Origin of the sequence: Sphingosinithalassobacter tenebrarum (genome assembly GCF_011057975.1) — a bacterium.
Taxonomy (GTDB): Bacteria; Pseudomonadota; Alphaproteobacteria; order Sphingomonadales; family Sphingomonadaceae; genus Sphingomonas; species Sphingomonas tenebrarum.
In genome coordinates this window covers 3,373,760-3,394,316 of the sequence record NZ_CP049109.1, presented here as the reverse complement: position 1 = coordinate 3,394,316, position 20,557 = coordinate 3,373,760, and the positions used below count along the sequence as shown (strand labels likewise).

The following is a 20,557-nucleotide window of genomic DNA, read 5'->3' as shown; positions in this document are numbered from 1 at the left end:
CGACAGGCTCAGCGCAAGCGGTGGTCAGGAACGGATCAATTCAGTCCGTTCCGCTCCGCGCCGCCTGATATTCCGCGATCAGCGGGCCGAAGGCATCGGGCGGGGGGAAGCGTCCGAAGCTGTGCTTCGCCGGCGTGCTTGCCCAGGGGAGTTTCTCCGCCGTCTGCATTTCCAGATAGGGTTCCCACGGTGCGGGATCGTCGAGCATGGTCGCGCGGATATTGACGAAGGGCGCGCCGGGGATTTGCGTGAACACCCAGCTCTTGCACCAGTCGCAATGGCGATGCTGCACCTGATCGCCGTGCATGCCGCCGGTCACTGGCTCGCCCGTGGTCACTTCGAAGGAATCGACCGGCACCGCGACCGACAGCGAAAAGGCGCTCGCGCTCATTTTCTGACAGTTGCTGCAATGGCACGCCATCGTCACCATCGGCGCTTGCGTGACGCGGAAGCGGACGGCGCCGCAGCGGCAGCCGCCTTCGATCGGCAGGGCGGAGTCGGGCATCACACTCTCCTTTTGCGCTGGCCTTTGTGCTGGACGGCCTTTTCTACAGGCGGCAGGCTCGACCTCCAACTATAATGGGGGCTGACATGGTGCTGCCGATCCTCTGGCCGACCTTCGTGCTGGTCGCGCTGATCTTCATCGTCTGGTTCGTGATGTTCGTGCAGCGGACCAACCACCTGAAGCGCAATCCGCCGCCCGAAGGGGCGTTCGACACCGGCGAGAGCGCGCTGCGTTATTTCCAGCCGGTCGAAATGTCGGCGAACAATCTGCGCAACCTTACCGAGATGCCGCTGCTCTATTTCGCGCTGGTGCCGCTGCTGCTGATCACGCACCATGCCGGTTATGCACAGGTAACGCTGGCGTGGATCTTCGTTATCCTCAGAATTGTCCACAGCCTTATCCACATCGGTGTGAAGATCGTGCCGCTGCGGGCGCTGGCCTATATCCTGTCCTGCGCGGTGCTGCTGGCGATGTGGATCGGGTTCGCAATCGATATGGCGGCGGCGGGCTGAACGCAAAACCGGCCGGACCTGGGAGGCATCCGGCCGGTTCCGGGGGGCTGGGCAGCCCGCGAAAATCCGTGGCGCGTTTCCCGCGCAGGGCGACCCGAAGCCATGTTTCGGCGATTGGTTTCTTGCCGGTCGAACCGGAGGCGGCGGAAAAAGAACAAGCTTGCCCCGATTGCCGCCGAATCGGGGTGCGGACGGCATGGTACCGCTCGCCCGCGATGCTGCCGACTGGAGCTTCTTCCAGATCGGATGCATTGCGCTCCGATGCGGCGTAACGCATCCGCCTGATAGCCGCGATAGCAAAGAGGCGACGATCGCCCCCCCGGCGAACGCCGCCCATATCTGACGCCGCCGGCCGTTCGCACGGACGGTGGCACTGCGTTCAGGCTGCTTCGCTGCCCGTGCTGCCTTCGCTGGCTGTCGAAAAGACCGACGGTTTGTTCTCGCTGCCGGTTTCCACGGCGCGCGGACGCTCCGGCGCTGCAACGTCGACGGCGCTCATATGCTTTAGCCGGCCGTCGATATGGCCGCCATTTTCGATGGTGATGTTTTCATATTCGACATCGCCGGTGATCTTGGCCGAACGTTCGACGGTAAGCTGCTTCACGCTCACCGTGCCTTCGATCGATCCGGCAAGGCGCGCGCTTTCCGCTTTCACATTGCCGAAGATCTGGCTGTCGGCGCCCTGCGCCAGCGCGCCGCAATTGACGTCGCCGTCGACACGGCCGTCGATATGCAGATCCGCCGTGGCGCTGATATTGCCCGTCACCACCACATCGGGGCCAATGACCGAGAACATGCCACGTTTGTTGTTGCCCGCGGGGGGCATCGGCGGCGCCGGCGGCACCGTGGGGCTGGCGTGATTGCTGCTGCGACCTTTATTACCGTTGAACATTCAAGACTCCCACTTCCCCGGATTCGGAACCCAAATCGTTGTAATCATACCACAGCCGCCTCGATAGCCGCGAATCGTGCCCGATTCGTTCCATTGAGGGATTGTCATTGGCTGCGGCAAACCCACGGTTAACCACGAAAAAACTTGCGTAGCAGAGCATGGCCGCGCCCAGCCAGCCGAGTGCCTCCGGCGCGCCGGTGGCACCGGCGGCGGCAAGCATCGCGCCGCCCTGCACCATGTTTGATACGCTTTGCGTGACGCGGCGATGACGCGCCGCGATCAAGGCCGCGATCTGCGCGACCGGCAGTGCCGCGACGCCGATATCCGGCAGCAGCAGCAGGATAATCAGTATCCCGCCCAGCGCGCCGTTGGCCATCGTCGCGAGCGGCCTGCTGCACAGCGCGGCGAAGAGCCAGGCGGTCAGCCCCGTCGCGGCGGCGAAGCAGAGTCCGGTGAGGCCGGTCATGTGCGTGACCGCGGCCAGATCGGCGGCGTTGACCAGATGCGGCTGGCCGGGCAGGGCGGCGAGTGCGAGCGCGAGCATCATTGTCGCCGCGGCGGCGCCGGGCGCGCGCAGCCGGCGTCGCGGCGAAGCACGCAGCCGCAGCGATCCGGCAAGGGGCGTGACGATCAACATCCGCCACCGCCTAGCGACCAGGTCTTGCCACTCCGTTAGGATCGCGCGAAACCGGCGTAAGCGGCCATTGACCCGATGACGCCGCGCCGTTATAGGGCCGCGTCCCGCAAGGAGGCTGGTCCCGGTTCGTCCGGCACTCCGCCCGCCTTCGGTACGCAAGAGCTGAACGTTGTTGGAGACGCTTGGACCCGGGGGGTCGTTAGGCCCCGAGGGTCCTTTTGGCATTCTTCGTTCCAGGGCTCCAGCAAAGTAACCGCCGGAATTTGCCGGTAACACAAAGGTGAAGGGCTTCATGCCGACGATTAACCAGTTGATCCGCAAGGGTCGTGAACCGCAGAAGGCCAAGAGCAAGGTCCCTGCGATGGAGCAGAACCCGCAGAAGCGCGGTGTCTGCACGCGCGTCTATACGACGACGCCGAAGAAGCCGAACTCGGCGCTTCGCAAGGTTGCCAAGGTCCGCCTGACCAACCAGCGCGAAGTCATCAGCTATATTCCGGGCGAAGGCCACAACCTGCAGGAGCACAGCGTCGTGCTGATCCGCGGCGGTCGTGTGCGCGACCTTCCTGGTGTGCGCTATCACGTCCTGCGCGGCGTGCTCGACACCCAGGGTGTCAAGGACCGCCGTCAGAGCCGTTCGAAGTACGGCGCCAAGCGTCCCAAGTAAGCAGCCAAAGTAAGCGCCGGACGCGTTCCGGGTAAGCTGAATCAGTCAAGGAAACAGAAATGGCTCGTCGTCGTCGTCCCGAAAAGCGGGAAATTCTTCCTGATCCGAAGTTCGGAGATCAGGTCCTTTCGAAGTTCATGAACAGCGTCATGCTGGACGGCAAGAAGGCCGTCGCCGAAGGCATCGTCTATTCGGCGCTGGACACCATCGAAGCGCGTGCGAAGAAGGAGCCGCTGGGCGTCTTTCACGAAGCGCTGAACAATGTCGCGCCGGGCATCGAAGTGCGCAGTCGCCGCGTCGGTGGCGCCACCTATCAGGTGCCGGTCGAGGTTCGCCCCGAACGCGCCCAGGCGCTGGCGATCCGCTGGCTGATCGGCGCGGCGCGCAACCGCAGCGAGAACACCATGTCGGCCCGCCTTTCGGGTGAGCTGATGGATGCGGCCAACAATCGCGGCAATGCCGTGAAGAAGCGCGAGGATACGCACCGCATGGCGGAAGCGAACCGAGCCTTCTCGCATTATCGCTGGTAACCACTATATGGGCGGGGTCGGCCGCGTTGGCCGGCCCCGCACCAATTCATTGCTGCCTGCCGATGGCGTTTCCGGCCCCGGATCCATTCCGGGGTTCGAGGCTGTTCAGGGCAGGTGGAAATGGCTAAGGGCCACCGCGCCCACCCCGTACTGGAACCGCAGATCGCCGCACCCCGGCGCTGGAGTTTGATAACATGGCCCGCAAAGATCCGCTCAATACGTATCGCAACATCGGCATTATGGCCCACATCGATGCCGGTAAGACGACGACCACCGAGCGCATCCTCTTTTACACCGGCAAGTCCTACAAGATCGGCGAAGTGCATGAAGGCACCGCGACGATGGACTGGATGGAGCAGGAGCAGGAACGCGGCATCACCATCACGTCGGCCGCGACGACCTGTTTCTGGAACGATCACCGGATCAACATCATCGACACGCCCGGACACGTCGACTTCACCATCGAAGTCGAGCGTTCGCTGCGCGTGCTCGACGGCGCGGTTGCCTGTTTCGACGGCGTTGCCGGCGTGGAGCCGCAGTCCGAAACCGTGTGGCGCCAGGCGGACAAGTACAAGGTTCCGCGGATGTGCTTCATCAACAAGCTCGACCGCACCGGCGCCGACTTCAAATATTGCGTCCAGTCGATCATCGATCGCCTGGGTGCGAAGCCGGCCGTCCTCTACCTCCCCATCGGCGCCGAGAGCGATCTCCAGGGTCTGGTCGACCTGGTCGAAATGCGCGGCATCGTTTGGGAATCGGAAGGTCTGGGCGCGAAGTTCAACTACACCGACATTCCCGACGACATGAAGGACGAAGCCGCCGAATATCATGAGAAGCTCGTCGAGCTCGCCGTCGAACAGGACGACGACGCGATGGAGGCCTATCTCGAAGGCAACGAGCCCGATGTCGCGACGCTGAAGGCGCTGATCCGCAAGGGTACGCTCAATCAGGCGTTCGTTCCGGTGCTTTGCGGTTCGGCGTTCAAGAACAAGGGCGTTCAGCCGCTGCTCGACGCGATCGTCGACTATATGCCGAGCCCGATCGACGTTCCAGCGATCAAGGGCGTGCTGCCCGACAGCGAAGAGGAAGCCTCGCGTCCGTCGTCGGACGACGAGCCCTTCTCGGCACTCGCCTTCAAGATCATGAACGATCCGTTCGTCGGCTCGCTCACCTTCACCCGCATTTATTCGGGCAAGCTCTCCAAGGGCGCCGTGCTCAATTCGGTGAAGGGCAAGAAGGAAAAGGTCGGCCGCATGCTGCTGATGCATGCGAACAGCCGCGAGGACATTGAGGAAGCGTTTGCCGGCGACATTGTCGCGATCGCGGGCCTCAAGGAAACGACCACCGGCGACACGCTGTGTGATCCCAACAAGCCGATCATCCTGGAGCGCATGGAGTTCCCGGATCCCGTGATCGAGCTGTCGGTGGAACCGAAGACCAAGGCCGACCAGGAAAAGATGGGCATCGCGCTCAATCGTCTGGCAGCCGAGGATCCCAGCTTCCGCGTGTCGACCGACCATGAATCGGGCCAGACGATCATCAAAGGCATGGGCGAGCTTCATCTCGACATCCTGGTCGATCGCATGAAGCGCGAATTCAAGGTCGAGGCCAATGTCGGCGCGCCGCAGGTGGCGTATCGCGAATATCTGAAGAAGCCGGTCGAGCTGACCTACACCCACAAGAAGCAGTCGGGTGGTTCGGGCCAGTTCGGTGAAGTGAAGGTCCAGCTGGTTCCGGGGGAACGCGGTTCGGGCTTCCAGTTCTTCGACGAGATCAAGGGCGGCAACATCCCGCGCGAATATATCCCGTCGGTGGAAAAGGGCTTCAAGGAAACCGCCGAAAGCGGTTCGCTGATCGGCTTCCCGATCATCGACTTCGAAGTCCATCTGGTCGACGGCAAGTACCATGACGTCGACTCGTCGGCGCTGGCGTTCGAAATCTGTGCCCGTGGCGCGATGCGCGAAGGTGCTCAGAAGGCCGGCATCACGCTGCTCGAGCCGGTGATGAAGGTCGAAGTCATCACCCCGGAAGATTATCTGGGGGACGTCATCGGCGACATGAACTCGCGTCGTGGCCAGATCCAGGGCACCGAAGCCCGTGGTAACGCACAGGCAGTGATTGCCAATGTGCCGCTGGCGAACATGTTCGGTTACGTGAACGAGCTGCGTTCCTTCACCCAGGGCCGCGCGCAGTACACGATGCAGTTCAGCCACTATGACGAAGTGCCGCAGAACGTGGCGGACGAAGTGAAGGCGAAGCTGGCCTGAGCGCAACCGCGCTCGGGGCTGGCATAATCGGAAATAGCTCGCTATGGGCGCGCCTTCCACGCGTGCCCTGCGATTCGGACAAGCGTAGATCATAAAGGTAGGAAACAATGGCGAAGGCAAAGTTTGAGCGGTCCAAGCCGCACCTCAACATTGGCACCATCGGTCACGTCGACCACGGCAAGACGTCGCTGACGGCGGCGATCACGAAGGTGCTGGCAGAGACCGGCGGCGGTACGGCCGTCGACTTTGCGAACATCGACAAGGCCCCGGAAGAGCGTGAGCGCGGCATCACCATCTCGACCGCCCACGTCGAATATGAGACCGAAAAGCGCCACTATGCGCACGTCGACTGCCCGGGCCACGCCGACTATGTGAAGAACATGATCACCGGCGCGGCGCAGATGGACGGCGCGATCCTGGTGGTTTCGGCGGCCGACGGCCCCATGCCGCAGACCCGCGAGCACATCCTGCTCGCCCGTCAGGTCGGCGTGCCGGCGATGGTCGTGTTCCTCAACAAGGTCGACCAGGTCGACGACGAGGAACTGCTCGAGCTGGTCGAACTCGAAGTTCGCGAACTGCTCAGCAGCTACGAATTCCCGGGCGACGATATTCCGATCGTCAAGGGTTCGGCGCTTGCCGCTCTGGAAGACAGCAACGAGGAAATCGGCAAGAAGGCCGTTCTCGAGCTGATGCAGCAGGTCGACGACTATATCCCCGAGCCGGAGCGTCCGCTCGACAAGCCGTTCATGATGCCGATCGAAGACGTGTTCTCGATCTCGGGTCGCGGCACCGTCGTCACCGGCCGTGTTGAAACCGGCATCATCAAGGTGAACGAGGAAGTCGAAATCGTCGGCATCCAGGAGCAGGTCCGCAAGACCGTCGTCACCGGCGTCGAAATGTTCCGTAAGCTGCTCGATCAGGGCCAGGCCGGCGATAACGTTGGTGCGCTGCTCCGCGGCGTTGCCCGTGACGAAGTCGAGCGTGGTCAGGTTCTGGCCAAGCCGGGTTCGATCACGCCGCACACCGAGTTCAAGTCGGAAGTGTACGTCCTGTCGAAGGACGAAGGCGGCCGTCACACGCCGTTCTTCGGTAACTATCGTCCGCAGTTCTACTTCCGTACGACGGACGTCACCGGAACCATCGAACTGCCGGAAGGCACCGAAATGGTCATGCCGGGCGACAATGTCGCGCTGGGCGTCAAGCTTATCGCGCCGATCGCAATGGACGTTGGCCAGCGCTTCACGATCCGCGAAGGCGGCCGCACCGTCGGCGCCGGCGTCGTCAGCGAAATCGCCAAGTAATCTTCGCCCTTCGGGGCTGAGAAAACGCAAAGAGCCCGGTCTCCCCGTGGGGAGGCCGGGTTTTTTGTTTGCGAGCTTGAAGGAGCGGAAGCGCCCCTATTGCGTAGAGTGCAGCGCTACTCCTTTTCGATCCGGTCGAAGCGGTAGTCGGCGGCCTTTCCAAAGCCGTGGACCCAAATAGCGTCCGGGGGGTCACCGATCGGCCTCAGGAGTGACGGTGATCGATTCCGCTGGATCACGGAACCGCGCTCGGATGCTCCGACATAGGCGGAAGGGTGGATTGCAACTCCGCTTTTGTCCTTCTCGATCACGTAGCTGATATCTTGCCCGTCAATCGTGAGCCTGCCGTCATGGAAGGTCCAGTCGCCGCAGCATGCGTTGTGATAAGTGCCATTCACCGTTTCGACGGGCAGTTGAGGTTGGGGCGTTGCGACGATGTAGATACAGCCCGCCGCCACCAGGGAGGCAATAACCAAGCTACCGAGCGCTCGACCCGTCATGGTGTAACTGCCTCCAGTGAAGCCCCTCTATCGGCGCTTGCGACGCCAGCGATAGCGTTGCGGACTGTTCCAGTTATGGATCACGCCGCAGACCAGCCCGATAGCAAGCGGTAGCGTGACGAACAGCGCTGCACGGATCAGGACATCCGCGTTGGATACGAACGGCGGGAACCGACCGGTAATCCCGGCCCCGACAATCGCTATGCCAATTGCCAGATACATTCGTTTTGCAACCCGCAGCGTGACGGGCAGCAAGGACTTCAGATAGGCCCGCCGTCGTTCCATCTGCGGAGCGTTCCAGAACGCACCGGGATGCGCAAGCAATCTGGTTTGAGATCCTGGTCAGGCCGATGTCCAGATTCCCGCTGCCGCGGACGCCGGCCTCGCGAAGGATTTCTCTGTCCCGCCCGCTTCATTGATGCGACATGGGGACGGCGACGGGGCGGGAGGGCAGGCGTGAACAGCGTGAAGTGGGCGGCAGGCGTGCTGTTGCTGGGATCGCAGACGGCTTGCGGGCCTGACGTTCCGCCACCGCCCAATCGGGCCTATTCCGATCTTCCGATTACGGGCGATCTGGCTTTCGCGCAGCATATGGGCTTTGCCGATTGTGTCGATACCTCCAATTCCCTGCGCTGCCGCAAGGCGGGCGTGCTGATTGCCGGGCAGGGGCCTTTCGAAGCGGCAGTCGATTTGCGCGGCGGTGGTGGCCGAAAGGGCTTTTCCGGCCTCACGCTATGGCACGACACTGACCAGGGCGCTCCGTTTGCGGTGCAGCCGGAACTCGAGGCGCGCGGCTGGGTGCTGTGCCGCACGGGGACCGAGCGTGCCGGGGACCAGAATATCTGGACCAGACCCGGCGCACCCGTGCGATATTCGATCGATATGAGCTATTGGGGGAAGCGCAGGATCCGTATCCTGCTCGAAAACGGCACGCCGCCGGGCCCCTGCTTGTGAAAGCGCGTGATCGCCGCGCAGGAAATTTCTCCCACAGCCCCTTGATCCGAATCGCATCGCTCTGTAGAGGCGCGCCTTCGGTTTTGATTTGAACAGCAAGAGCGCCGGTCACGGCGCCCGCTCTTTCGCATTGGTAGGGTTATGGAAACGCAGAATATCCGCATTCGCTTGAAGGCGTTCGATCACCGTGTGCTCGATCAGGCAACCGGCGACATCGCCGACACTGCCCGTCGCACCGGCGCGCTTATTCGTGGTCCCATTCCCCTGCCGACGCGAATCGAGAAGTTCACCGTCAATCGCGGTCCGCACATCGACAAGAAGTCGCGTGAGCAGTTCGAAGTCCGTACCTACAAGCGTATGCTCGACATCGTTCAACCGACCCCGCAGACGGTCGACGCGCTGATGAAGCTGGACCTCGCGGCCGGCGTTGACGTCGAAATCAAGCTGGCCTGAGCCGGTTTACCGAAAAACCCCGGTTTTCGGGGTGGACAGCGAGGCGCTGCTCACGTAAATGCGCGCCTCCACGAGATTCGCGCTCTTCTTGAAGAGCTGCAAGCTGGTTCCTCGATAGCGCCCTTCGGGCCGACGCAAGGAACCGCCGAGGGCAAGCCCTCAAACGAATTTAGGGATACCGCCGGGGTTCTTCGGAATTACCGGGTCTGCGTCCCCCGTCGTCTCCGCCATTCGGCGGGGTTCAGCCCGGACGGGGGCTCGCATCGCATATTTGGGCTGAGGCACGCACCCGAGGGAATTGTCCCGAGGGTGCCTCTGTATAGGAGCAACTGGTCATGCGCACTGGCGTGATCGCGAAGAAGATGGGGATGACCCGCCTGTTCCAGGACGACGGCCGCCACGTGCCGGTTACCGTTCTGGCGCTGGAAGGGGTCCAGGTCGTTGCGCAGCGCAAGGCGGACGTCGACGGTTACGTCGCGGTCCAGATCGGCGCCGGCTCGGCCAAGACGAAGAATGTCGCAAAGCCGCAGCGCGGCCATTTCGGCAAGGCTTCGGTCGAACCCAAGGCTATCCTTTGCGAATTTCGAGTTGAGGAAGACGGCCTGGTGGACGTGGGCGCCGAGATTTCGGCCGACCACTTCGTCACCGGCCAGATGGTCGACGTTTCGGGCCGTACCCAGGGTAAGGGTTTCGCCGGCGCCATGAAGCGCTGGGGTTTCGGCGGTCTGCGCGCCACGCACGGCGTGTCGGTGTCGCACCGTTCGCACGGTTCGACCGGTAACCGTCAGGATCCGGGCCGCGTCTTCAAGAACAAGAAGATGGCCGGCCATATGGGCGACCGCAATCGTACCCAGCAGAACCTGGAAGTCGTTTCGACCGACGCCGAGCGCGGTCTGATCTTCGTCAAGGGTTCGGTGCCCGGTCACAAGGGCGCCTGGCTGATCGTCAAGGACGCGATGAAGGTTCCGGCGCCGGAAGGCCTGCCGTTCCCCGCCGCGATCAAGACCGCTCTCAACAACAACGACGCTCCGGCCGACACGCCCGCTGAAGAAGCGGCGGCGCCGGAAGTCACCGAAGGCCAGGAGGGCTGAACGTGAAGGTCAAGGTCAAGACCCTCGACGCCAAGGCTGGCGGCGACATCGAGCTCAACGACGACGTGTTCGCCGTCGAGCCGCGCGAGGACATTCTCCATCGCGTCGTGCTGTGGCAGCTGGAAAAGCGCCGCGCTCCGGTTCGTGCCACGCGCGAACGTTCGGACGTTGCGCGTACCGGCAAGAAGTGGGGCCGCCAGAAGGGTGGCGGTACTGCCCGTCACGGCGACAAGCGTGCGCCGATCTTCATCGGCGGTGGTAAGGCGCACGGCGCCCGCGCCCGCAGCTTCGGCCATTCGCTGAACAAGAAGGTTCGCGCGATGGGCCTGAAGATGGCGCTTTCCACCCACGCCAAGGCCGGCTCGCTGATCGTGGTCGACACGCTTTCGGGCGATGCCAAGACCAAGGCGCTCCAGGGCCAGTTCGAAAAGCTGGGCCTGGGCAAGTCGGCGCTGTTCATCGACGGCGAGACTGTCGACAACAATTTCGCGCTGGCTGCTCGCAACCTGCCGCACTTCGATGTGCTGCCGGCCGGCGGTGCCAACGTCTACGACATTCTGAAGCACGACACGCTGGTGCTGACCAAGGCGGCGGTCGAGAAGCTGGAGGCGCGCTTCAATGGCTAAGAAGGACAAGGCAGCGATCGACAATCGTCACTATGACGTGATCGTCGCGCCGCACATCACCGAGAAGGCGACGATGGCCAGCGAGCACAACGCAGTTGTGTTCAAGGTTGCCGACGATGCCACCAAGCCGCAGATCAAGGCGGCCGTGGAAGCGCTGTTCGACGTCAAGGTCGTCGGCGTGAACACCATCGTCCAGAAGGGCAAGACCAAGCGCTGGCGCGGTCAGCCCTATCGGCGTTCGGACATGAAGAAAGCGATCGTCACGCTCGCCGACGGCGATTCGATCGACGTGACGACGGGGGTCTGAGGCAATGGCACTCAAGCATTACAACCCGACCAGCCCGGCTCGCCGCGGCCTGATCCTGGTGGACCGTTCGGGTCTGCACAAGGGCGGCCCGGTCAAGTCGCTTACCGAAGGCAAGCGCAAGAGCGGCGGTCGCAACAACAAGGGTCATGTGACTTCGCGCGGCATCGCCGGCGGTCACAAGCAGCGCTATCGCATCGTCGACTTCAAGCGTCGCAAATGGGACGTCGAAGGCACGGTCGAGCGTCTCGAATACGACCCCAACCGCACCGCGTTCATCGCGCTCGTCAAATATGACGACGGCGAGCTTGCCTATATCATCGCGCCGCAGCGGCTCGCCGCCGGGGACAAGGTAATTGCCGGCAAGAAGACCGACGTGAAGCCGGGCAACGCGATGCAGCTGGGCCAGATGCCGGTCGGCACCATCGTCCACAATGTGGAGATGAAGCCGGGCAAGGGCGGTCAGATCGCCCGTTCGGCAGGCACGTATGTGCAGGTCGTCGGTCGCGACAAGGGCATGGTGATCGTTCGCCTCAACTCGGGCGAGCAGCGCTATATCCGTGCGGAATGCATGGGCACCGTCGGTGCGGTTTCGAACCCGGACAACGGCAACCAGAATTTCGCCAAGGCCGGCCGCACCCGCTGGAAGGGCAAGCGCCCGCTGACGCGTGGTGTCGCCAAGAACCCGGTCGACCACCCGCACGGCGGCGGTGAAGGCCGCACCTCGGGCGGCCGTCATCCGGTTACGCCGTGGGGCAAGCCGACCAAGGGCGCCCGCACCCGCAAGAACAAGTCGACCGACAAGTTCATCATCCGGTCGCGTCACGCGAAGAAGAAGGGCTAAGTCGCAATGGCTCGTTCTGTTTGGAAAGGTCCGTTCGTGGACCTGCATCTCCTCAAGAAGGCGCAGGCCGCGCAGGAAGCCGGCACCCGCGCCGGTCCGATCAAGACCTGGTCGCGTCGTTCGACGATCCTGCCGGACTTCGTCGGTCTGACGTTCAACGTCTATAACGGTCGCAAGTTCGTGCCGGTGTCGGTCAACGAAGACATGGTCGGCATGAAGCTGGGTGAATTCGCGCCGACGCGCTTCTTCCCCGGCCACGCCGCCGACAAGAAGGGTAAGCGCTGATGTCGAAGCAGGCAGCACCGCGCCGCGTGGCGGATAACGAGGCTCTGGCCGTCGGCACGATGATTCGTGGCTCGGCGCAGAAGCTGAACCTCGTTGCCGGCCTGATCCGCGGCAAGAAGGCCGAGGATGCCCGCAACATCCTCACCTTTTCGAGGAAGGCGATGGCCGTGGACGTGAAGAAGGTCCTCGATAGCGCGATCGCCAACGCCGAGAACAACCACAACCTCGATGTCGACGCGCTGGTCATCACCGAGGCTTCGGTCGGCAAGTCGATCACGATGAAGCGGTTCGCTACGCGCGGCCGCGGCAAGTCGACGCGCATCCTGAAGCCGTTCAGCCGTATTCGGATCGTCGTGCGCGAGGTGGAGGAAGCATAATGGGTCAGAAATCCAATCCGATCGGTCTGCGCCTCCAGATCAACCGCACCTGGGACAGCCGCTGGTTCGCCGAAGGCCATGACTATGGCCGGCTGCTCATGGAAGATCTGAAGATCCGCCGCTACATCCTCGAGACGGTGCCGCAGGCAGCGATTTCGAAGGTGGTGATCGAGCGTCCGGCGAAGCTGTGCCGCATTTCGATCTACGCCGCCCGTCCCGGTGTCATCATCGGCAAGAAGGGCGCGGACATTGAAAAGCTGCGTCTGAAGCTGAAGGCGATGACCGACAGCGATGTGAGCCTGAACATCGTCGAAATCCGCAAGCCGGAAGTCGATGCCAAGCTCGTCGCGCAGGGCGTTGCCGATCAGCTCGAGCGCCGTATCGCTTTCCGTCGCGCGATGAAGCGTGCGGTTCAGTCGGCGCTTCGTCTGGGCGCCGAAGGCATCCGTATCAACTGCGGCGGCCGTCTGGGTGGCGCGGAAATCGCGCGGACCGAATGGTATCGCGAAGGCCGCGTTCCACTGCACACGCTGCGCGCGAATGTCGACTACGCGGAAGCCACGGCGCACACCGCCTATGGCGTCTGCGGCGTGAAGGTCTGGATCTTCAAGGGCGAGATTCTCGGCCACGATCCGATGGCAACCGACCGGCTGATGCAGGAGGCACAGACCTCCGGCGTGCGCCCGGCGCGCTGAATTTGAGGAACTAGAGCAATGCTGCAACCAAAGCGCACCAAGTTCCGCAAGGCGTTCAAGGGCCGCATCCACGGCGACGCCAAGGGCGGTTCGACGCTGAACTTCGGGGCCTATGGCCTCAAGGCGATGGAACCCGAGCGGATCACCGCGCGCCAGATCGAAGCGGCCCGCCGCGCGATCACGCGTCACATCAAGCGCCAGGGGCGTTTGTGGATCCGCATCTTCCCGGACCTTCCGGTGTCGAGCAAGCCCGCCGAAGTCCGCATGGGCTCGGGCAAGGGTTCGCCCGAATATTGGGTCGCCCGCGTCAAGCCGGGTCGCATCCTGTTCGAACTGGACGGTGTTCCGGGTCCGCTCGCTGCAGAGGCTTTCGAACGCGCGGCGATGAAGCTGCCGATCAAGGTCAAGGTCGTGGCGCGTTGGGGCGACACGTCGCACCTGGAGGGTTGATTATTATGACCAAGGCTACCGACCTTCGTCAGAAGACTGACGATCAGCTCACCGAAGAGCTGGGCAATCTGAAGCGCGAGGCGTTCAACCTGCGGTTCCAGGCCGCGACGCAGCAGCTCGAAAAAGCGAGCCGCGTCAAGGAAGTCCGCCGCGACATCGCGCGCATCAAGACGCTGCAGGCCGAGCGTTCGCGCTCGGCTGCGAAGTAAGGAGTTTCGAGACCATGCCGAAGCGCGTGCTGACCGGGAACATTGTCTCGGACAAGGGCGACAAGACGGTGGTCGTGCTGGTGGAGCGCAAGGTTAAGCACCCGCTCTACGGCAAGATCATCCGCCGCTCGAAGAAGTATCATGCCCATGACGAGGGCAATGAATACAAGGCCGGCGAAACCGTGCGCATCGAAGAGACTGCGCCGATTTCCAAGCTGAAGACCTGGAAGGTGGTCGGGCGGGTGAACACCCATGCGACTCCCGAAGAGGTCGCGGCGGAAGCCAGCGCCTGACCCCCGGAGCCGGTTGAACGGCTTTGTGTGGATTTCATGCCCGCAAGGGCAATGGATTTGAGAGTGGAACCACCGGGCAGCGTCCCGGCAGGCCTGTTGAGAAGGAACCGGATCTATGATCCAGATGCAGTCGAATCTCGACGTCGCGGACAATAGCGGCGCGAAGCGTGTGCAGTGCATCAAGGTGCTGGGCGGATCGAAGCGTCGCTTCGCCGGCGTTGGCGACGTGATCGTCGTCTCCGTCAAGGAAGCAGCGCCGCGCGGCCGCGTGAAGAAGGGCGACGTTCACCGCGCGGTGATCGTGCGCACCGCCAAGGACATTCGCCGCAACGACGGATCGGTGATCCGTTTCGATGGCAACGCCGCGGTGCTCGTCAACAAGAACGAAGAGCCGATCGGTACGCGTATCTTCGGCCCGGTCGTTCGCGAACTGCGCGGCAAGGGCTTCATGAAGATCATTTCGCTCGCGCCGGAGGTGCTGTGATGTCTGCTGCGAAGATCAAGAAGGGCGATCAGGTCATCGTCCTGTCGGGCAAGGACAAGGGCCGCACCGGCGAGGTCGTTCAGGCGATGCCGCGCGAAGGCAAGCTGATCGTCGACGGCATCAATGTGCATGCCCGTCACGTCAAGCCGAGCCAGGCCGACCCGCAGGGCGGCATCCAGCGTTCGCCGGCTCCGCTGCACGCGTCGAAGGTCGCGCTGGTCACCAGCGACGGCAAGCCGACCCGCGTGCGTTTCGAAGTGCGCGACGGCAAGAAGGTTCGCGTCGCCGTCAAGACCGGGGAGGTCATCAATGGCTGATAAGTACACGCCCCGCATGAAGGAGCTGTACGATTCCACGATCGCGAAGGCGATGACGGAAAAGTTCGGCTACAAGAACGCGCTCGAAGTTCCGCGTATCCAGAAGATCGTGCTGAACATGGGCGTGGGCGAGGCGACCCAGGACCGCAAGAAGGTCGAACAGGCCGCTACCGAAATGGAACTGATCGCGGGTCAGAAGCCCGTCGTCACCAAGGCCAAGAAGTCGATCGCGCAGTTCAAGCTGCGTGAAGGCATGGCGATCGGCTGCAAGGTTACCCTGCGTCGTGAACGGATGTACGAGTTTCTTGATCGCCTGATCACCATCGCGCTGCCGCGCACCCGCGACTTTCGCGGACTGAACGACAAGTCGTTCGACGGTCGCGGCAACTATGCGATGGGCGTGAAGGAACAGATCGTGTTCCCCGAGATCAACTATGACCGCATCGACAAGGTGCGCGGCATGGACATCATCGTGACCACCACCGCGAAGACCGACGAAGAGGCTCGCGAGCTGCTCCGTCTCTTCGGCTTCCCGTTCCCGCAGAATGCGGACGGTGAAGCGAAGCAGGCCGCGTAAGGAAGGAAGAACTTAAGTCATGGCGAAACTGAGTTCGATCAACAAGAACGAGCGTCGCAAGAAGCTGGTGAAGAAATATGCCGGCAAATATGCGAAGCTGAAGGCGATCGCGAACGACAAGAGCCTGGACGAGACCGAGCGTCTCATCGCCCGGCTGAAGATGGCGGAAATTCCCCGCAACGGGAATCCGACCCGCGTTCGCAACCGCTGCGAGCTGACCGGCCGTCCGCGCGGTTATTACCGCAAGTTCCGTCTCGCGCGTGTCATGTTCCGCGATCTGGCCAACAAGGGCCTCATCCCGGGCGTCACCAAGTCGAGCTGGTAAGGATCACGATTATGGCAGTGACCGATCCCCTGGGTGACATGCTCACCCGCATCCGCAACGGCCAGCGCGCGCGCAAGGACAGCGTGCTGACTCCGGCCTCGAAGCTGCGCACGCGCGTTCTCGACGTGCTGCAGCGCGAAGGCTATATCCGCGGATATTCCGCCGAGCAGATGGGCCCCGCCGCGGGCATCCGCATCGAGCTCAAATATTTCGAGGGCCAGCCGGCGATCAAGCATGTCGCCCGCGTCTCGAAGCCGGGCCGCCGCGTCTATTCGGGTTCGCAGGAACTTCCGAAGGTTCGCAACGGCCTGGGCATCACCATCGTGTCGACGCCGCGCGGCGTGCTTTCGGATGCCGAAGCGCGCGAAGCCAATGTCGGCGGCGAAGTTCTGGCGGAGGTGTTCTGATGAGCCGCATCGGCAAAAGGCCGGTTGCAATTCCGGCAGGCGTAACCGCCAATATCGACGGTGCCGAGGTTTCGGTGAAGGGCCCCAAGGGCACGCTCACCATGCCTAAGGACCCGCTGGTCACCTATGAGATGACCGAGAACGGCATTTCGGTGCAGCCGATCAACCAGACCAAGCGCGCACGCTCTTTCTGGGGCATGCAGCGCACGATGGTTCAGAACCTGGTGCTCGGCGTGACCGAGGGCTTTTCGAAGAAGCTGCTGATCAGCGGCGTCGGCTATCGTGCCAGCGCCTCGGGCCGCAAGCTCAAGCTGCAGCTCGGCTTCAGCCACGACGTCGACATCGACGTCCCGGAAGGTCTCGAAGTCAAGACGCCTGATCAGACCACGGTCGAGATCAGCGGCATCGACAAGCAGGCAGTTGGCCAGTTGGCCGCGGAAATCCGCCGTTGGCGTCGCCCGGAACCCTATAAGGGCAAGGGCATCAAGTATGACGGCGAGTATATCTTCCGCAAGGAAGGGAAGAAGAAGTGATGACCAAGGGAATGTCGCTCTTCGAGAAGCGCCGCCGGCGCAATCGTTCCGCGCTCCGGGCGCGTGCGGGCAGCCGTCCCCGGCTGTCGGTGCATCGTTCGGGCAAGCACATCTATGCCCAGGTGATCGACGACGCGGCGGGCAAGACCGTCGCGGCCGCCTCGACGCTGGACAAGGACGTGCGCGGCAAGACCGGCGCGAACATCGAAGCTGCCGCGGAAGTCGGCAAGCGCGTGGCCGAAGCCGCCAAGGCGGCGGGGATCACCACGGTCGTCTTCGATCGTGGCGGGTTCCTCTATCACGGTCGCGTGAAGGCGCTGGCGGATGCCGCGCGCGAAGGCGGATTGGAGTTTTAAGGCATGGCTGACGAAAACACGACCGGCCAGGGCAATCAGCCCGAAGCGACCCTCGCGCCCGAAACCACGGCGCAGGAAGTTACCAACCAGCAGCCCCCGCGCGGTGGCCGTGGCGGCCGTGGCCGTGGCGGTAACGATCGCGGTGGCCGTGACGGCGGCCGTGGCCGTGGCCGTCGCGATGATCGTCGCGGTGGCGGCCAGGACGATGGCGAGGAGCTGATCGAAAAGCTCGTCCACATCAACCGCGTCTCCAAAACGGTGAAGGGCGGTAAGCGCTTCGGTTTCGCCGCGCTCGTCGTCGTCGGTGACGGCAAGGGCCGCGTCGGCTTCGGTCATGGCAAGGCGCGCGAAGTGCCGGAAGCCATTTCCAAGGCGACCGCTTCGGCGAAGAAGAAGATGCTGCGCGTTCCGCTGAAGGAAGGCCGCACGCTGCACCATGACGGTCGCGGCACCTTCGGCGCCGGTCGCGTCTATGTCCGTTCGGCTCCCTCGGGTACCGGCATCATCGCCGGCGGTCCGATGCGTGCCGTGTTCGAATCGCTGGGCGTTGCGGACGTGGTGACCAAGTCGGTCGGTACGTCGAACCCCTACAACATGATCCGTGCCACCTTCGAAGCGCTGGGCGACCAGACTTCGCCCAAGTCGGTGGCGCAGCGTCGTGGCAAGAAGATCGCCGACCTGCTCGGCCGCGGTGGTTCGCAGACCGCCGAGGCGGATGCGGCGGCCGTGACGGAGTAAGGCTCCCATGGCGAAGAAGGACGAAGCGAAGATGGTGAAGGTTACCCAGACCGGGTCGCCGATCCGCCGTCAGAAGGACCAGCGCGCGACTCTGATCGGCCTGGGCCTCAACAAGATGCACAAGACGGTCGAGCTGAAGGACACCCCCGAGGTGCGCGGCATGATCCGCAAGGTGCAGCACATGGTGACGGTCGAAGGCTGAACCCTTCGATTTTTCCGTGACAAGTTCGGGGCAGGGGGCTAACGGCCCCCTTCCTCATTTTTCAGCGCGAACACAGCGAAAGCGAGTGCACAGACATGAAACTCAACGATCTCCGCGATAACGAAGGCGCCCGCAAGGAGCGCATGCGCGTCGGCCGTGGCATCGGCTCGGGCAAGGGCAAGACCGGCGGCCGCGGCCAAAAGGGTCAGAAGAGCCGTGAAGGCGTTTCGATCAAGGGCTTCGAGGGCGGTCAGATGCCGCTCCACATGCGTCTTCCGAAGCGCGGCTTCAACAATCCCTTCGCCAAGGATTATGCCGAAGTGAATGTCGGTGCGATCCAGAAGGCAGTCGACGCGGGCAAGCTCGACGCCAAGGCGACGATCGATCATGCGGCGCTGAAGGCCGCCGGCCTGGCGCGCGGCGGCAAGGACGGCGTCCGCCTGCTCGGCAAGGGCGAGATTTCGGCGAAGCTGAGCTTCGTCGTCGCCGGTGCTTCGAAGGGTGCGAAGGACGCGGTCGAAAAGGCCGGCGGATCGATCGAGATCCCGCACGTCGTTCCCGCCGCCGAAAAGGCCGCCGCCAAGAAGGGCAGCGCCAAGAAGGCCGCGAACAAGGGCTGAATCGGGAAGGGCGGGGTAATTCCCGCCCTTGTCGTGTGAGGCGCGGACGGCGCGCCGTCCTTGTGTTCATGAAGCGATGTCGGCGAACGCGACGCCACGATATGCCGGTCGATCCGACACGGGTCTGGCGCTTCGGGGCACACAGCCTTAGACATCGCTTGCCAAGCGCCTATATGGGCGACAATGGACGGGGCCGGACGCCCCAGTAATTTCCGGGACGATCTGACAAGATGGCATCCACCGCCGACCAAATGGCCTCCGGCCTGAACCTGGCGAAATTCGGCCAGGCGACCGAACTCAAGAAGCGCCTGTGGTTCACGCTCGGCGCGCTGATCGTGTTCCGCCTGCTCAGCTATGTGCCGCTGCCCGGCATCGATCCGACGGCACTCGGCCAGCTCGCGCAGCAGACGCAGGGCGGCGTGCTCGATTTCTTCAACAGCTTCTCGGGCGGTGCGCTGCAGCGCATGTCGATCGTGGCGCTGGGCGTCATGCCGTACATCACTGCCTCGATCGTCGTGCAGCTTGCCAGCTCGCTGAGCCCGCAGCTCGCCGCGATCAAGAAGGAAGGCGAAAGCGGCCGCAAGCGGCTCAACCAGTATACCCGCTACGGCACGGTCGGCCTGACGGCAGTGCAGGGCTATTTCATCGCCACCGGGCTCGAGGCGCTGGGCGGCGCGCAGGGCGTGCAGGCCGTTATCGATCCGGGCTGGCTCTATCGCATCGGTGCCGTGATCTCGCTGGTCGGCGGGACGATGTTCCTGATGTGGCTGGGTGAACAGATCACCAGCCGCGGCGTCGGCAACGGCATTTCGCTGATCATCATGGCGGGCATCGTCGCCACCATGCCGCGTTCGCTGTTCCAGCTGTTCGAAAGCGGCCGTACCGGTTCGATCAATCCGGTTGCGATCGTCGCGATCATTGCCGCGATTGCAGGTCTGGTGCTGTTCATCTGCTTCATGGAGCGGGCGCAGCGGCGCATCCTGATCCAGTATCCGAAGCGACAGACACAGCGCGGCATGCAGGCCGAGCGCAGCCATCTGCCGCTCAAGCTCAACACCGCCGGCGTCATCCCGCCGATCTTCGCTTCGTCGCTGCTGCTGCTGCCGTTGACGGTGACTCAGTTCGCCGGACAGCCGGGTGCCGGCGAAGGCTGGTGGAGCAACGTGCTGATCACGCTCAATCAGTATCTGCAGCACGGATCGCCGATCTACATGGCGCTCTATGGCGCGGGCATCATCTTCTTCGCCTTCTTCTACACCGCCGTCGTCTTCAATCCCGAAGAGACCGCGGACAATCTGAAGCGCTATGGTGGGTTCATTCCCGGCATTCGCCCGGGCAAGAATACCGAGAATTATCTCGATTATGTGCTGACGCGCATCACTGTGATCGGTGCCGCCTATCTGGCGCTGATCTGTCTGGTGCCCGAATATCTGATCGCGCAGATGGGGATCCCGTTCCTGCTCGGCGGCACCAGCCTGCTGATCGTCGTCAATGTGACGATGGACACGGTTACGCAAATCCAGTCGCACCTGCTGGCACATCAGTATGGCGATCTTATCAAGAAGGCGCGTCTCAAGGGCGGTCGCGCACGCTAAATGCGTGGCGAATC

General features: G+C 63.1%; 34 protein-coding genes. 29 read left to right on the top strand and 5 right to left on the bottom strand.

The window, feature by feature from the left end; genetic code table 11:
- Window positions 1–40: 40 nt before the first annotated feature.
- Complete coding sequence (locus G5C33_RS16870) at window positions 41–505, bottom strand: GFA family protein (RefSeq protein WP_165328205.1); 465 nt, start codon at window positions 503–505, stop codon at window positions 41–43.
- A gap of 74 nt (window positions 506–579) precedes the next feature.
- Between G5C33_RS16870 and G5C33_RS16865 the strand changes: the two genes are divergently transcribed.
- Together G5C33_RS16865 and G5C33_RS16860 are read left to right on the top strand one after the other, a co-directional pair.
- Window positions 580–1,017: an MAPEG family protein gene (locus G5C33_RS16865; RefSeq protein WP_165328204.1), complete on the top strand. Its 438-nt coding sequence runs from the start codon at window positions 580–582 to the stop codon at window positions 1,015–1,017.
- A gap of 196 nt (window positions 1,018–1,213) precedes the next feature.
- Window positions 1,214–1,360: a hypothetical protein gene (locus G5C33_RS16860; RefSeq protein WP_165328203.1), complete on the top strand. Its 147-nt coding sequence runs from the start codon at window positions 1,214–1,216 to the stop codon at window positions 1,358–1,360.
- 36 nt (window positions 1,361–1,396) lie between these two features.
- Here the strand turns inward: G5C33_RS16860 and G5C33_RS16855 are convergent, their stop codons facing one another.
- The gene (locus G5C33_RS16855; RefSeq protein ID WP_165328202.1) at window positions 1,397–1,909 is read right to left on the bottom strand and encodes a bactofilin family protein; all 513 of its coding nucleotides are present in this window, start codon (window positions 1,907–1,909) and stop codon (window positions 1,397–1,399) included.
- Complete coding sequence (locus G5C33_RS16850) at window positions 1,896–2,546, bottom strand: hypothetical protein (protein WP_165328201.1); 651 nt, start codon at window positions 2,544–2,546, stop codon at window positions 1,896–1,898. The genes G5C33_RS16855 and G5C33_RS16850 overlap by 14 nt, the downstream gene beginning before the upstream one ends.
- Window positions 2,547–2,838: 292 nt before the next feature.
- On the opposite strand from G5C33_RS16850, the gene rpsL reads away from it, so the two are divergent.
- The 4 genes from rpsL to tuf all read left to right on the top strand — a co-directional run bounded on the left by rpsL (window position 2,839) and on the right by tuf (window position 7,308).
- The gene (rpsL, locus tag G5C33_RS16845; protein ID WP_028969180.1) at window positions 2,839–3,210 is read left to right on the top strand and encodes a 30S ribosomal protein S12; all 372 of its coding nucleotides are present in this window, start codon (window positions 2,839–2,841) and stop codon (window positions 3,208–3,210) included.
- Between the two features lie 59 nt (window positions 3,211–3,269).
- Window positions 3,270–3,740, top strand: coding sequence for a 30S ribosomal protein S7 (rpsG, locus tag G5C33_RS16840; protein WP_165328200.1), 471 nt, complete (start codon window positions 3,270–3,272; stop codon window positions 3,738–3,740).
- Window positions 3,741–3,934: 194 nt separating this feature from the next.
- A complete protein-coding gene (fusA, locus tag G5C33_RS16835; protein ID WP_165328199.1) occupies window positions 3,935–6,007 on the top strand; it encodes an elongation factor G in 2,073 nt (690 codons plus the stop codon).
- Window positions 6,008–6,114: 107 nt separating this feature from the next.
- Window positions 6,115–7,308, top strand: a complete 1,194-nt coding sequence (gene tuf, locus G5C33_RS16830; protein ID WP_165328198.1) for an elongation factor Tu — start codon at window positions 6,115–6,117, stop codon at window positions 7,306–7,308.
- A gap of 116 nt (window positions 7,309–7,424) precedes the next feature.
- On the opposite strand, the gene G5C33_RS16825 is transcribed toward tuf, so the two are convergent.
- The gene (locus G5C33_RS16825) at window positions 7,425–7,808 is read right to left on the bottom strand and encodes a hypothetical protein (protein ID WP_165328197.1); all 384 of its coding nucleotides are present in this window, start codon (window positions 7,806–7,808) and stop codon (window positions 7,425–7,427) included.
- A gap of 27 nt (window positions 7,809–7,835) precedes the next feature.
- Window positions 7,836–8,093, bottom strand: coding sequence for a hypothetical protein (locus tag G5C33_RS16820; RefSeq protein WP_165328196.1), 258 nt, complete (start codon window positions 8,091–8,093; stop codon window positions 7,836–7,838).
- Window positions 8,094–8,264: 171 nt separating this feature from the next.
- Between G5C33_RS16820 and G5C33_RS16815 the strand changes: the two genes are divergently transcribed.
- From G5C33_RS16815 to secY, 23 genes are all read left to right on the top strand, one after another.
- Window positions 8,265–8,762, top strand: coding sequence for a hypothetical protein (locus tag G5C33_RS16815; RefSeq protein WP_228275109.1), 498 nt, complete (start codon window positions 8,265–8,267; stop codon window positions 8,760–8,762).
- A gap of 141 nt (window positions 8,763–8,903) precedes the next feature.
- Entirely contained in the window at window positions 8,904–9,215 is a 312-nt protein-coding gene (gene rpsJ, locus G5C33_RS16810) for a 30S ribosomal protein S10 (RefSeq protein WP_034161642.1), read from the top strand.
- 335 nt (window positions 9,216–9,550) lie between these two features.
- Entirely contained in the window at window positions 9,551–10,306 is a 756-nt protein-coding gene (gene rplC, locus G5C33_RS16805; protein ID WP_165328195.1) for a 50S ribosomal protein L3, read from the top strand.
- A 2-nt stretch (window positions 10,307–10,308) separates the two neighbouring features.
- Window positions 10,309–10,932 (top strand): 50S ribosomal protein L4, encoded by a 624-nt coding sequence (gene rplD / locus G5C33_RS16800; protein ID WP_165328194.1) that lies wholly within the window; start codon window positions 10,309–10,311, stop codon window positions 10,930–10,932.
- The gene (locus G5C33_RS16795; protein ID WP_165328193.1) at window positions 10,925–11,239 is read left to right on the top strand and encodes a 50S ribosomal protein L23; all 315 of its coding nucleotides are present in this window, start codon (window positions 10,925–10,927) and stop codon (window positions 11,237–11,239) included. Before rplD ends, G5C33_RS16795 begins: the two co-directional genes overlap by 8 nt.
- Before the next feature lie 4 nt (window positions 11,240–11,243).
- Entirely contained in the window at window positions 11,244–12,080 is an 837-nt protein-coding gene (gene rplB, locus G5C33_RS16790) for a 50S ribosomal protein L2 (RefSeq protein WP_165328192.1), read from the top strand.
- Between the two features lie 6 nt (window positions 12,081–12,086).
- Window positions 12,087–12,365: a 30S ribosomal protein S19 gene (gene rpsS / locus G5C33_RS16785; protein ID WP_165328191.1), complete on the top strand. Its 279-nt coding sequence runs from the start codon at window positions 12,087–12,089 to the stop codon at window positions 12,363–12,365.
- Window positions 12,365–12,742 (top strand): 50S ribosomal protein L22, encoded by a 378-nt coding sequence (rplV, locus tag G5C33_RS16780; protein ID WP_165328190.1) that lies wholly within the window; start codon window positions 12,365–12,367, stop codon window positions 12,740–12,742. The genes rpsS and rplV overlap by 1 nt, the downstream gene beginning before the upstream one ends.
- Window positions 12,742–13,437, top strand: a complete 696-nt coding sequence (gene rpsC / locus G5C33_RS16775; protein WP_165328189.1) for a 30S ribosomal protein S3 — start codon at window positions 12,742–12,744, stop codon at window positions 13,435–13,437. The genes rplV and rpsC overlap by 1 nt, the downstream gene beginning before the upstream one ends.
- An 18-nt stretch (window positions 13,438–13,455) precedes the next feature.
- On the top strand, window positions 13,456–13,887 hold the full coding sequence (gene rplP, locus G5C33_RS16770; RefSeq protein ID WP_165328188.1) for a 50S ribosomal protein L16: 432 nt from the start codon (window positions 13,456–13,458) through the stop codon (window positions 13,885–13,887).
- Window positions 13,888–13,892: 5 nt separating this feature from the next.
- Window positions 13,893–14,096 carry a 50S ribosomal protein L29 gene (gene rpmC, locus G5C33_RS16765; protein WP_165328187.1) on the top strand — a complete coding sequence of 68 codons (204 nt, stop codon included), beginning with the start codon at window positions 13,893–13,895 and terminating at the stop codon, window positions 14,094–14,096.
- A gap of 14 nt (window positions 14,097–14,110) precedes the next feature.
- On the top strand, window positions 14,111–14,389 hold the full coding sequence (gene rpsQ, locus G5C33_RS16760; protein ID WP_165328186.1) for a 30S ribosomal protein S17: 279 nt from the start codon (window positions 14,111–14,113) through the stop codon (window positions 14,387–14,389).
- Between the two features lie 115 nt (window positions 14,390–14,504).
- Window positions 14,505–14,873 carry a 50S ribosomal protein L14 gene (gene rplN, locus G5C33_RS16755; protein WP_109808676.1) on the top strand — a complete coding sequence of 123 codons (369 nt, stop codon included), beginning with the start codon at window positions 14,505–14,507 and terminating at the stop codon, window positions 14,871–14,873.
- Complete coding sequence (gene rplX, locus G5C33_RS16750; RefSeq protein WP_165328185.1) at window positions 14,873–15,190, top strand: 50S ribosomal protein L24; 318 nt, start codon at window positions 14,873–14,875, stop codon at window positions 15,188–15,190. The genes rplN and rplX overlap by 1 nt, the downstream gene beginning before the upstream one ends.
- On the top strand, window positions 15,183–15,767 hold the full coding sequence (rplE, locus tag G5C33_RS16745) for a 50S ribosomal protein L5 (RefSeq protein WP_165328184.1): 585 nt from the start codon (window positions 15,183–15,185) through the stop codon (window positions 15,765–15,767). Before rplX ends, rplE begins: the two co-directional genes overlap by 8 nt.
- Before the next feature lie 19 nt (window positions 15,768–15,786).
- A complete protein-coding gene (gene rpsN, locus G5C33_RS16740; RefSeq protein WP_165328183.1) occupies window positions 15,787–16,092 on the top strand; it encodes a 30S ribosomal protein S14 in 306 nt (101 codons plus the stop codon).
- Window positions 16,093–16,103: 11 nt separating this feature from the next.
- A complete protein-coding gene (rpsH, locus tag G5C33_RS16735) occupies window positions 16,104–16,499 on the top strand; it encodes a 30S ribosomal protein S8 (RefSeq protein ID WP_165328182.1) in 396 nt (131 codons plus the stop codon).
- Window positions 16,499–17,032, top strand: coding sequence for a 50S ribosomal protein L6 (gene rplF, locus G5C33_RS16730; RefSeq protein WP_165328181.1), 534 nt, complete (start codon window positions 16,499–16,501; stop codon window positions 17,030–17,032). The genes rpsH and rplF overlap by 1 nt, the downstream gene beginning before the upstream one ends.
- Window positions 17,032–17,388: a 50S ribosomal protein L18 gene (gene rplR, locus G5C33_RS16725; protein WP_165328180.1), complete on the top strand. Its 357-nt coding sequence runs from the start codon at window positions 17,032–17,034 to the stop codon at window positions 17,386–17,388. Before rplF ends, rplR begins: the two co-directional genes overlap by 1 nt.
- Window positions 17,389–17,391: 3 nt before the next feature.
- Window positions 17,392–18,126: a 30S ribosomal protein S5 gene (gene rpsE, locus G5C33_RS16715; RefSeq protein ID WP_228275108.1), complete on the top strand. Its 735-nt coding sequence runs from the start codon at window positions 17,392–17,394 to the stop codon at window positions 18,124–18,126.
- A 7-nt stretch (window positions 18,127–18,133) separates the two neighbouring features.
- Entirely contained in the window at window positions 18,134–18,328 is a 195-nt protein-coding gene (gene rpmD, locus G5C33_RS16710; RefSeq protein WP_165328179.1) for a 50S ribosomal protein L30, read from the top strand.
- A 95-nt stretch (window positions 18,329–18,423) separates the two neighbouring features.
- Complete coding sequence (gene rplO, locus G5C33_RS16705; protein ID WP_165328178.1) at window positions 18,424–18,948, top strand: 50S ribosomal protein L15; 525 nt, start codon at window positions 18,424–18,426, stop codon at window positions 18,946–18,948.
- Window positions 18,949–19,178: 230 nt separating this feature from the next.
- Window positions 19,179–20,543, top strand: a complete 1,365-nt coding sequence (gene secY, locus G5C33_RS16700) for a preprotein translocase subunit SecY (protein WP_165328177.1) — start codon at window positions 19,179–19,181, stop codon at window positions 20,541–20,543.
- Window positions 20,544–20,557 lie beyond the last annotated feature (14 nt).

Coding starts and splice junctions, on each gene's coding strand:
- G5C33_RS16870 (WP_165328205.1), bottom strand. CDS start 505: ATGCCCGACTCCGCCCTGCCGATCGAAGGCGGCTGCCGCTGCGGCGCC.
- G5C33_RS16865 (WP_165328204.1), top strand. CDS start 580: ATGGGGGCTGACATGGTGCTGCCGATCCTCTGGCCGACCTTCGTGCTG.
- G5C33_RS16860 (WP_165328203.1), top strand. CDS start 1,214: ATGGTACCGCTCGCCCGCGATGCTGCCGACTGGAGCTTCTTCCAGATC.
- G5C33_RS16855 (WP_165328202.1), bottom strand. CDS start 1,909: ATGTTCAACGGTAATAAAGGTCGCAGCAGCAATCACGCCAGCCCCACG.
- G5C33_RS16850 (WP_165328201.1), bottom strand. CDS start 2,546: ATGTTGATCGTCACGCCCCTTGCCGGATCGCTGCGGCTGCGTGCTTCG.
- rpsL (WP_028969180.1), top strand. CDS start 2,839: ATGCCGACGATTAACCAGTTGATCCGCAAGGGTCGTGAACCGCAGAAG.
- rpsG (WP_165328200.1), top strand. CDS start 3,270: ATGGCTCGTCGTCGTCGTCCCGAAAAGCGGGAAATTCTTCCTGATCCG.
- fusA (WP_165328199.1), top strand. CDS start 3,935: ATGGCCCGCAAAGATCCGCTCAATACGTATCGCAACATCGGCATTATG.
- tuf (WP_165328198.1), top strand. CDS start 6,115: ATGGCGAAGGCAAAGTTTGAGCGGTCCAAGCCGCACCTCAACATTGGC.
- G5C33_RS16825 (WP_165328197.1), bottom strand. CDS start 7,808: ATGACGGGTCGAGCGCTCGGTAGCTTGGTTATTGCCTCCCTGGTGGCG.
- G5C33_RS16820 (WP_165328196.1), bottom strand. CDS start 8,093: ATGGAACGACGGCGGGCCTATCTGAAGTCCTTGCTGCCCGTCACGCTG.
- rpsJ (WP_034161642.1), top strand. CDS start 8,904: ATGGAAACGCAGAATATCCGCATTCGCTTGAAGGCGTTCGATCACCGT.
- rplC (WP_165328195.1), top strand. CDS start 9,551: ATGCGCACTGGCGTGATCGCGAAGAAGATGGGGATGACCCGCCTGTTC.
- G5C33_RS16795 (WP_165328193.1), top strand. CDS start 10,925: ATGGCTAAGAAGGACAAGGCAGCGATCGACAATCGTCACTATGACGTG.
- rplB (WP_165328192.1), top strand. CDS start 11,244: ATGGCACTCAAGCATTACAACCCGACCAGCCCGGCTCGCCGCGGCCTG.
- rpsS (WP_165328191.1), top strand. CDS start 12,087: ATGGCTCGTTCTGTTTGGAAAGGTCCGTTCGTGGACCTGCATCTCCTC.
- rplV (WP_165328190.1), top strand. CDS start 12,365: ATGTCGAAGCAGGCAGCACCGCGCCGCGTGGCGGATAACGAGGCTCTG.
- rpsC (WP_165328189.1), top strand. CDS start 12,742: ATGGGTCAGAAATCCAATCCGATCGGTCTGCGCCTCCAGATCAACCGC.
- rplP (WP_165328188.1), top strand. CDS start 13,456: ATGCTGCAACCAAAGCGCACCAAGTTCCGCAAGGCGTTCAAGGGCCGC.
- rpmC (WP_165328187.1), top strand. CDS start 13,893: ATGACCAAGGCTACCGACCTTCGTCAGAAGACTGACGATCAGCTCACC.
- rpsQ (WP_165328186.1), top strand. CDS start 14,111: ATGCCGAAGCGCGTGCTGACCGGGAACATTGTCTCGGACAAGGGCGAC.
- rplN (WP_109808676.1), top strand. CDS start 14,505: ATGATCCAGATGCAGTCGAATCTCGACGTCGCGGACAATAGCGGCGCG.
- rplX (WP_165328185.1), top strand. CDS start 14,873: ATGTCTGCTGCGAAGATCAAGAAGGGCGATCAGGTCATCGTCCTGTCG.
- rplE (WP_165328184.1), top strand. CDS start 15,183: ATGGCTGATAAGTACACGCCCCGCATGAAGGAGCTGTACGATTCCACG.
- rpsN (WP_165328183.1), top strand. CDS start 15,787: ATGGCGAAACTGAGTTCGATCAACAAGAACGAGCGTCGCAAGAAGCTG.
- rpsH (WP_165328182.1), top strand. CDS start 16,104: ATGGCAGTGACCGATCCCCTGGGTGACATGCTCACCCGCATCCGCAAC.
- rplF (WP_165328181.1), top strand. CDS start 16,499: ATGAGCCGCATCGGCAAAAGGCCGGTTGCAATTCCGGCAGGCGTAACC.
- rplR (WP_165328180.1), top strand. CDS start 17,032: ATGACCAAGGGAATGTCGCTCTTCGAGAAGCGCCGCCGGCGCAATCGT.
- rpsE (WP_228275108.1), top strand. CDS start 17,392: ATGGCTGACGAAAACACGACCGGCCAGGGCAATCAGCCCGAAGCGACC.
- rpmD (WP_165328179.1), top strand. CDS start 18,134: ATGGCGAAGAAGGACGAAGCGAAGATGGTGAAGGTTACCCAGACCGGG.
- rplO (WP_165328178.1), top strand. CDS start 18,424: ATGAAACTCAACGATCTCCGCGATAACGAAGGCGCCCGCAAGGAGCGC.
- secY (WP_165328177.1), top strand. CDS start 19,179: ATGGCATCCACCGCCGACCAAATGGCCTCCGGCCTGAACCTGGCGAAA.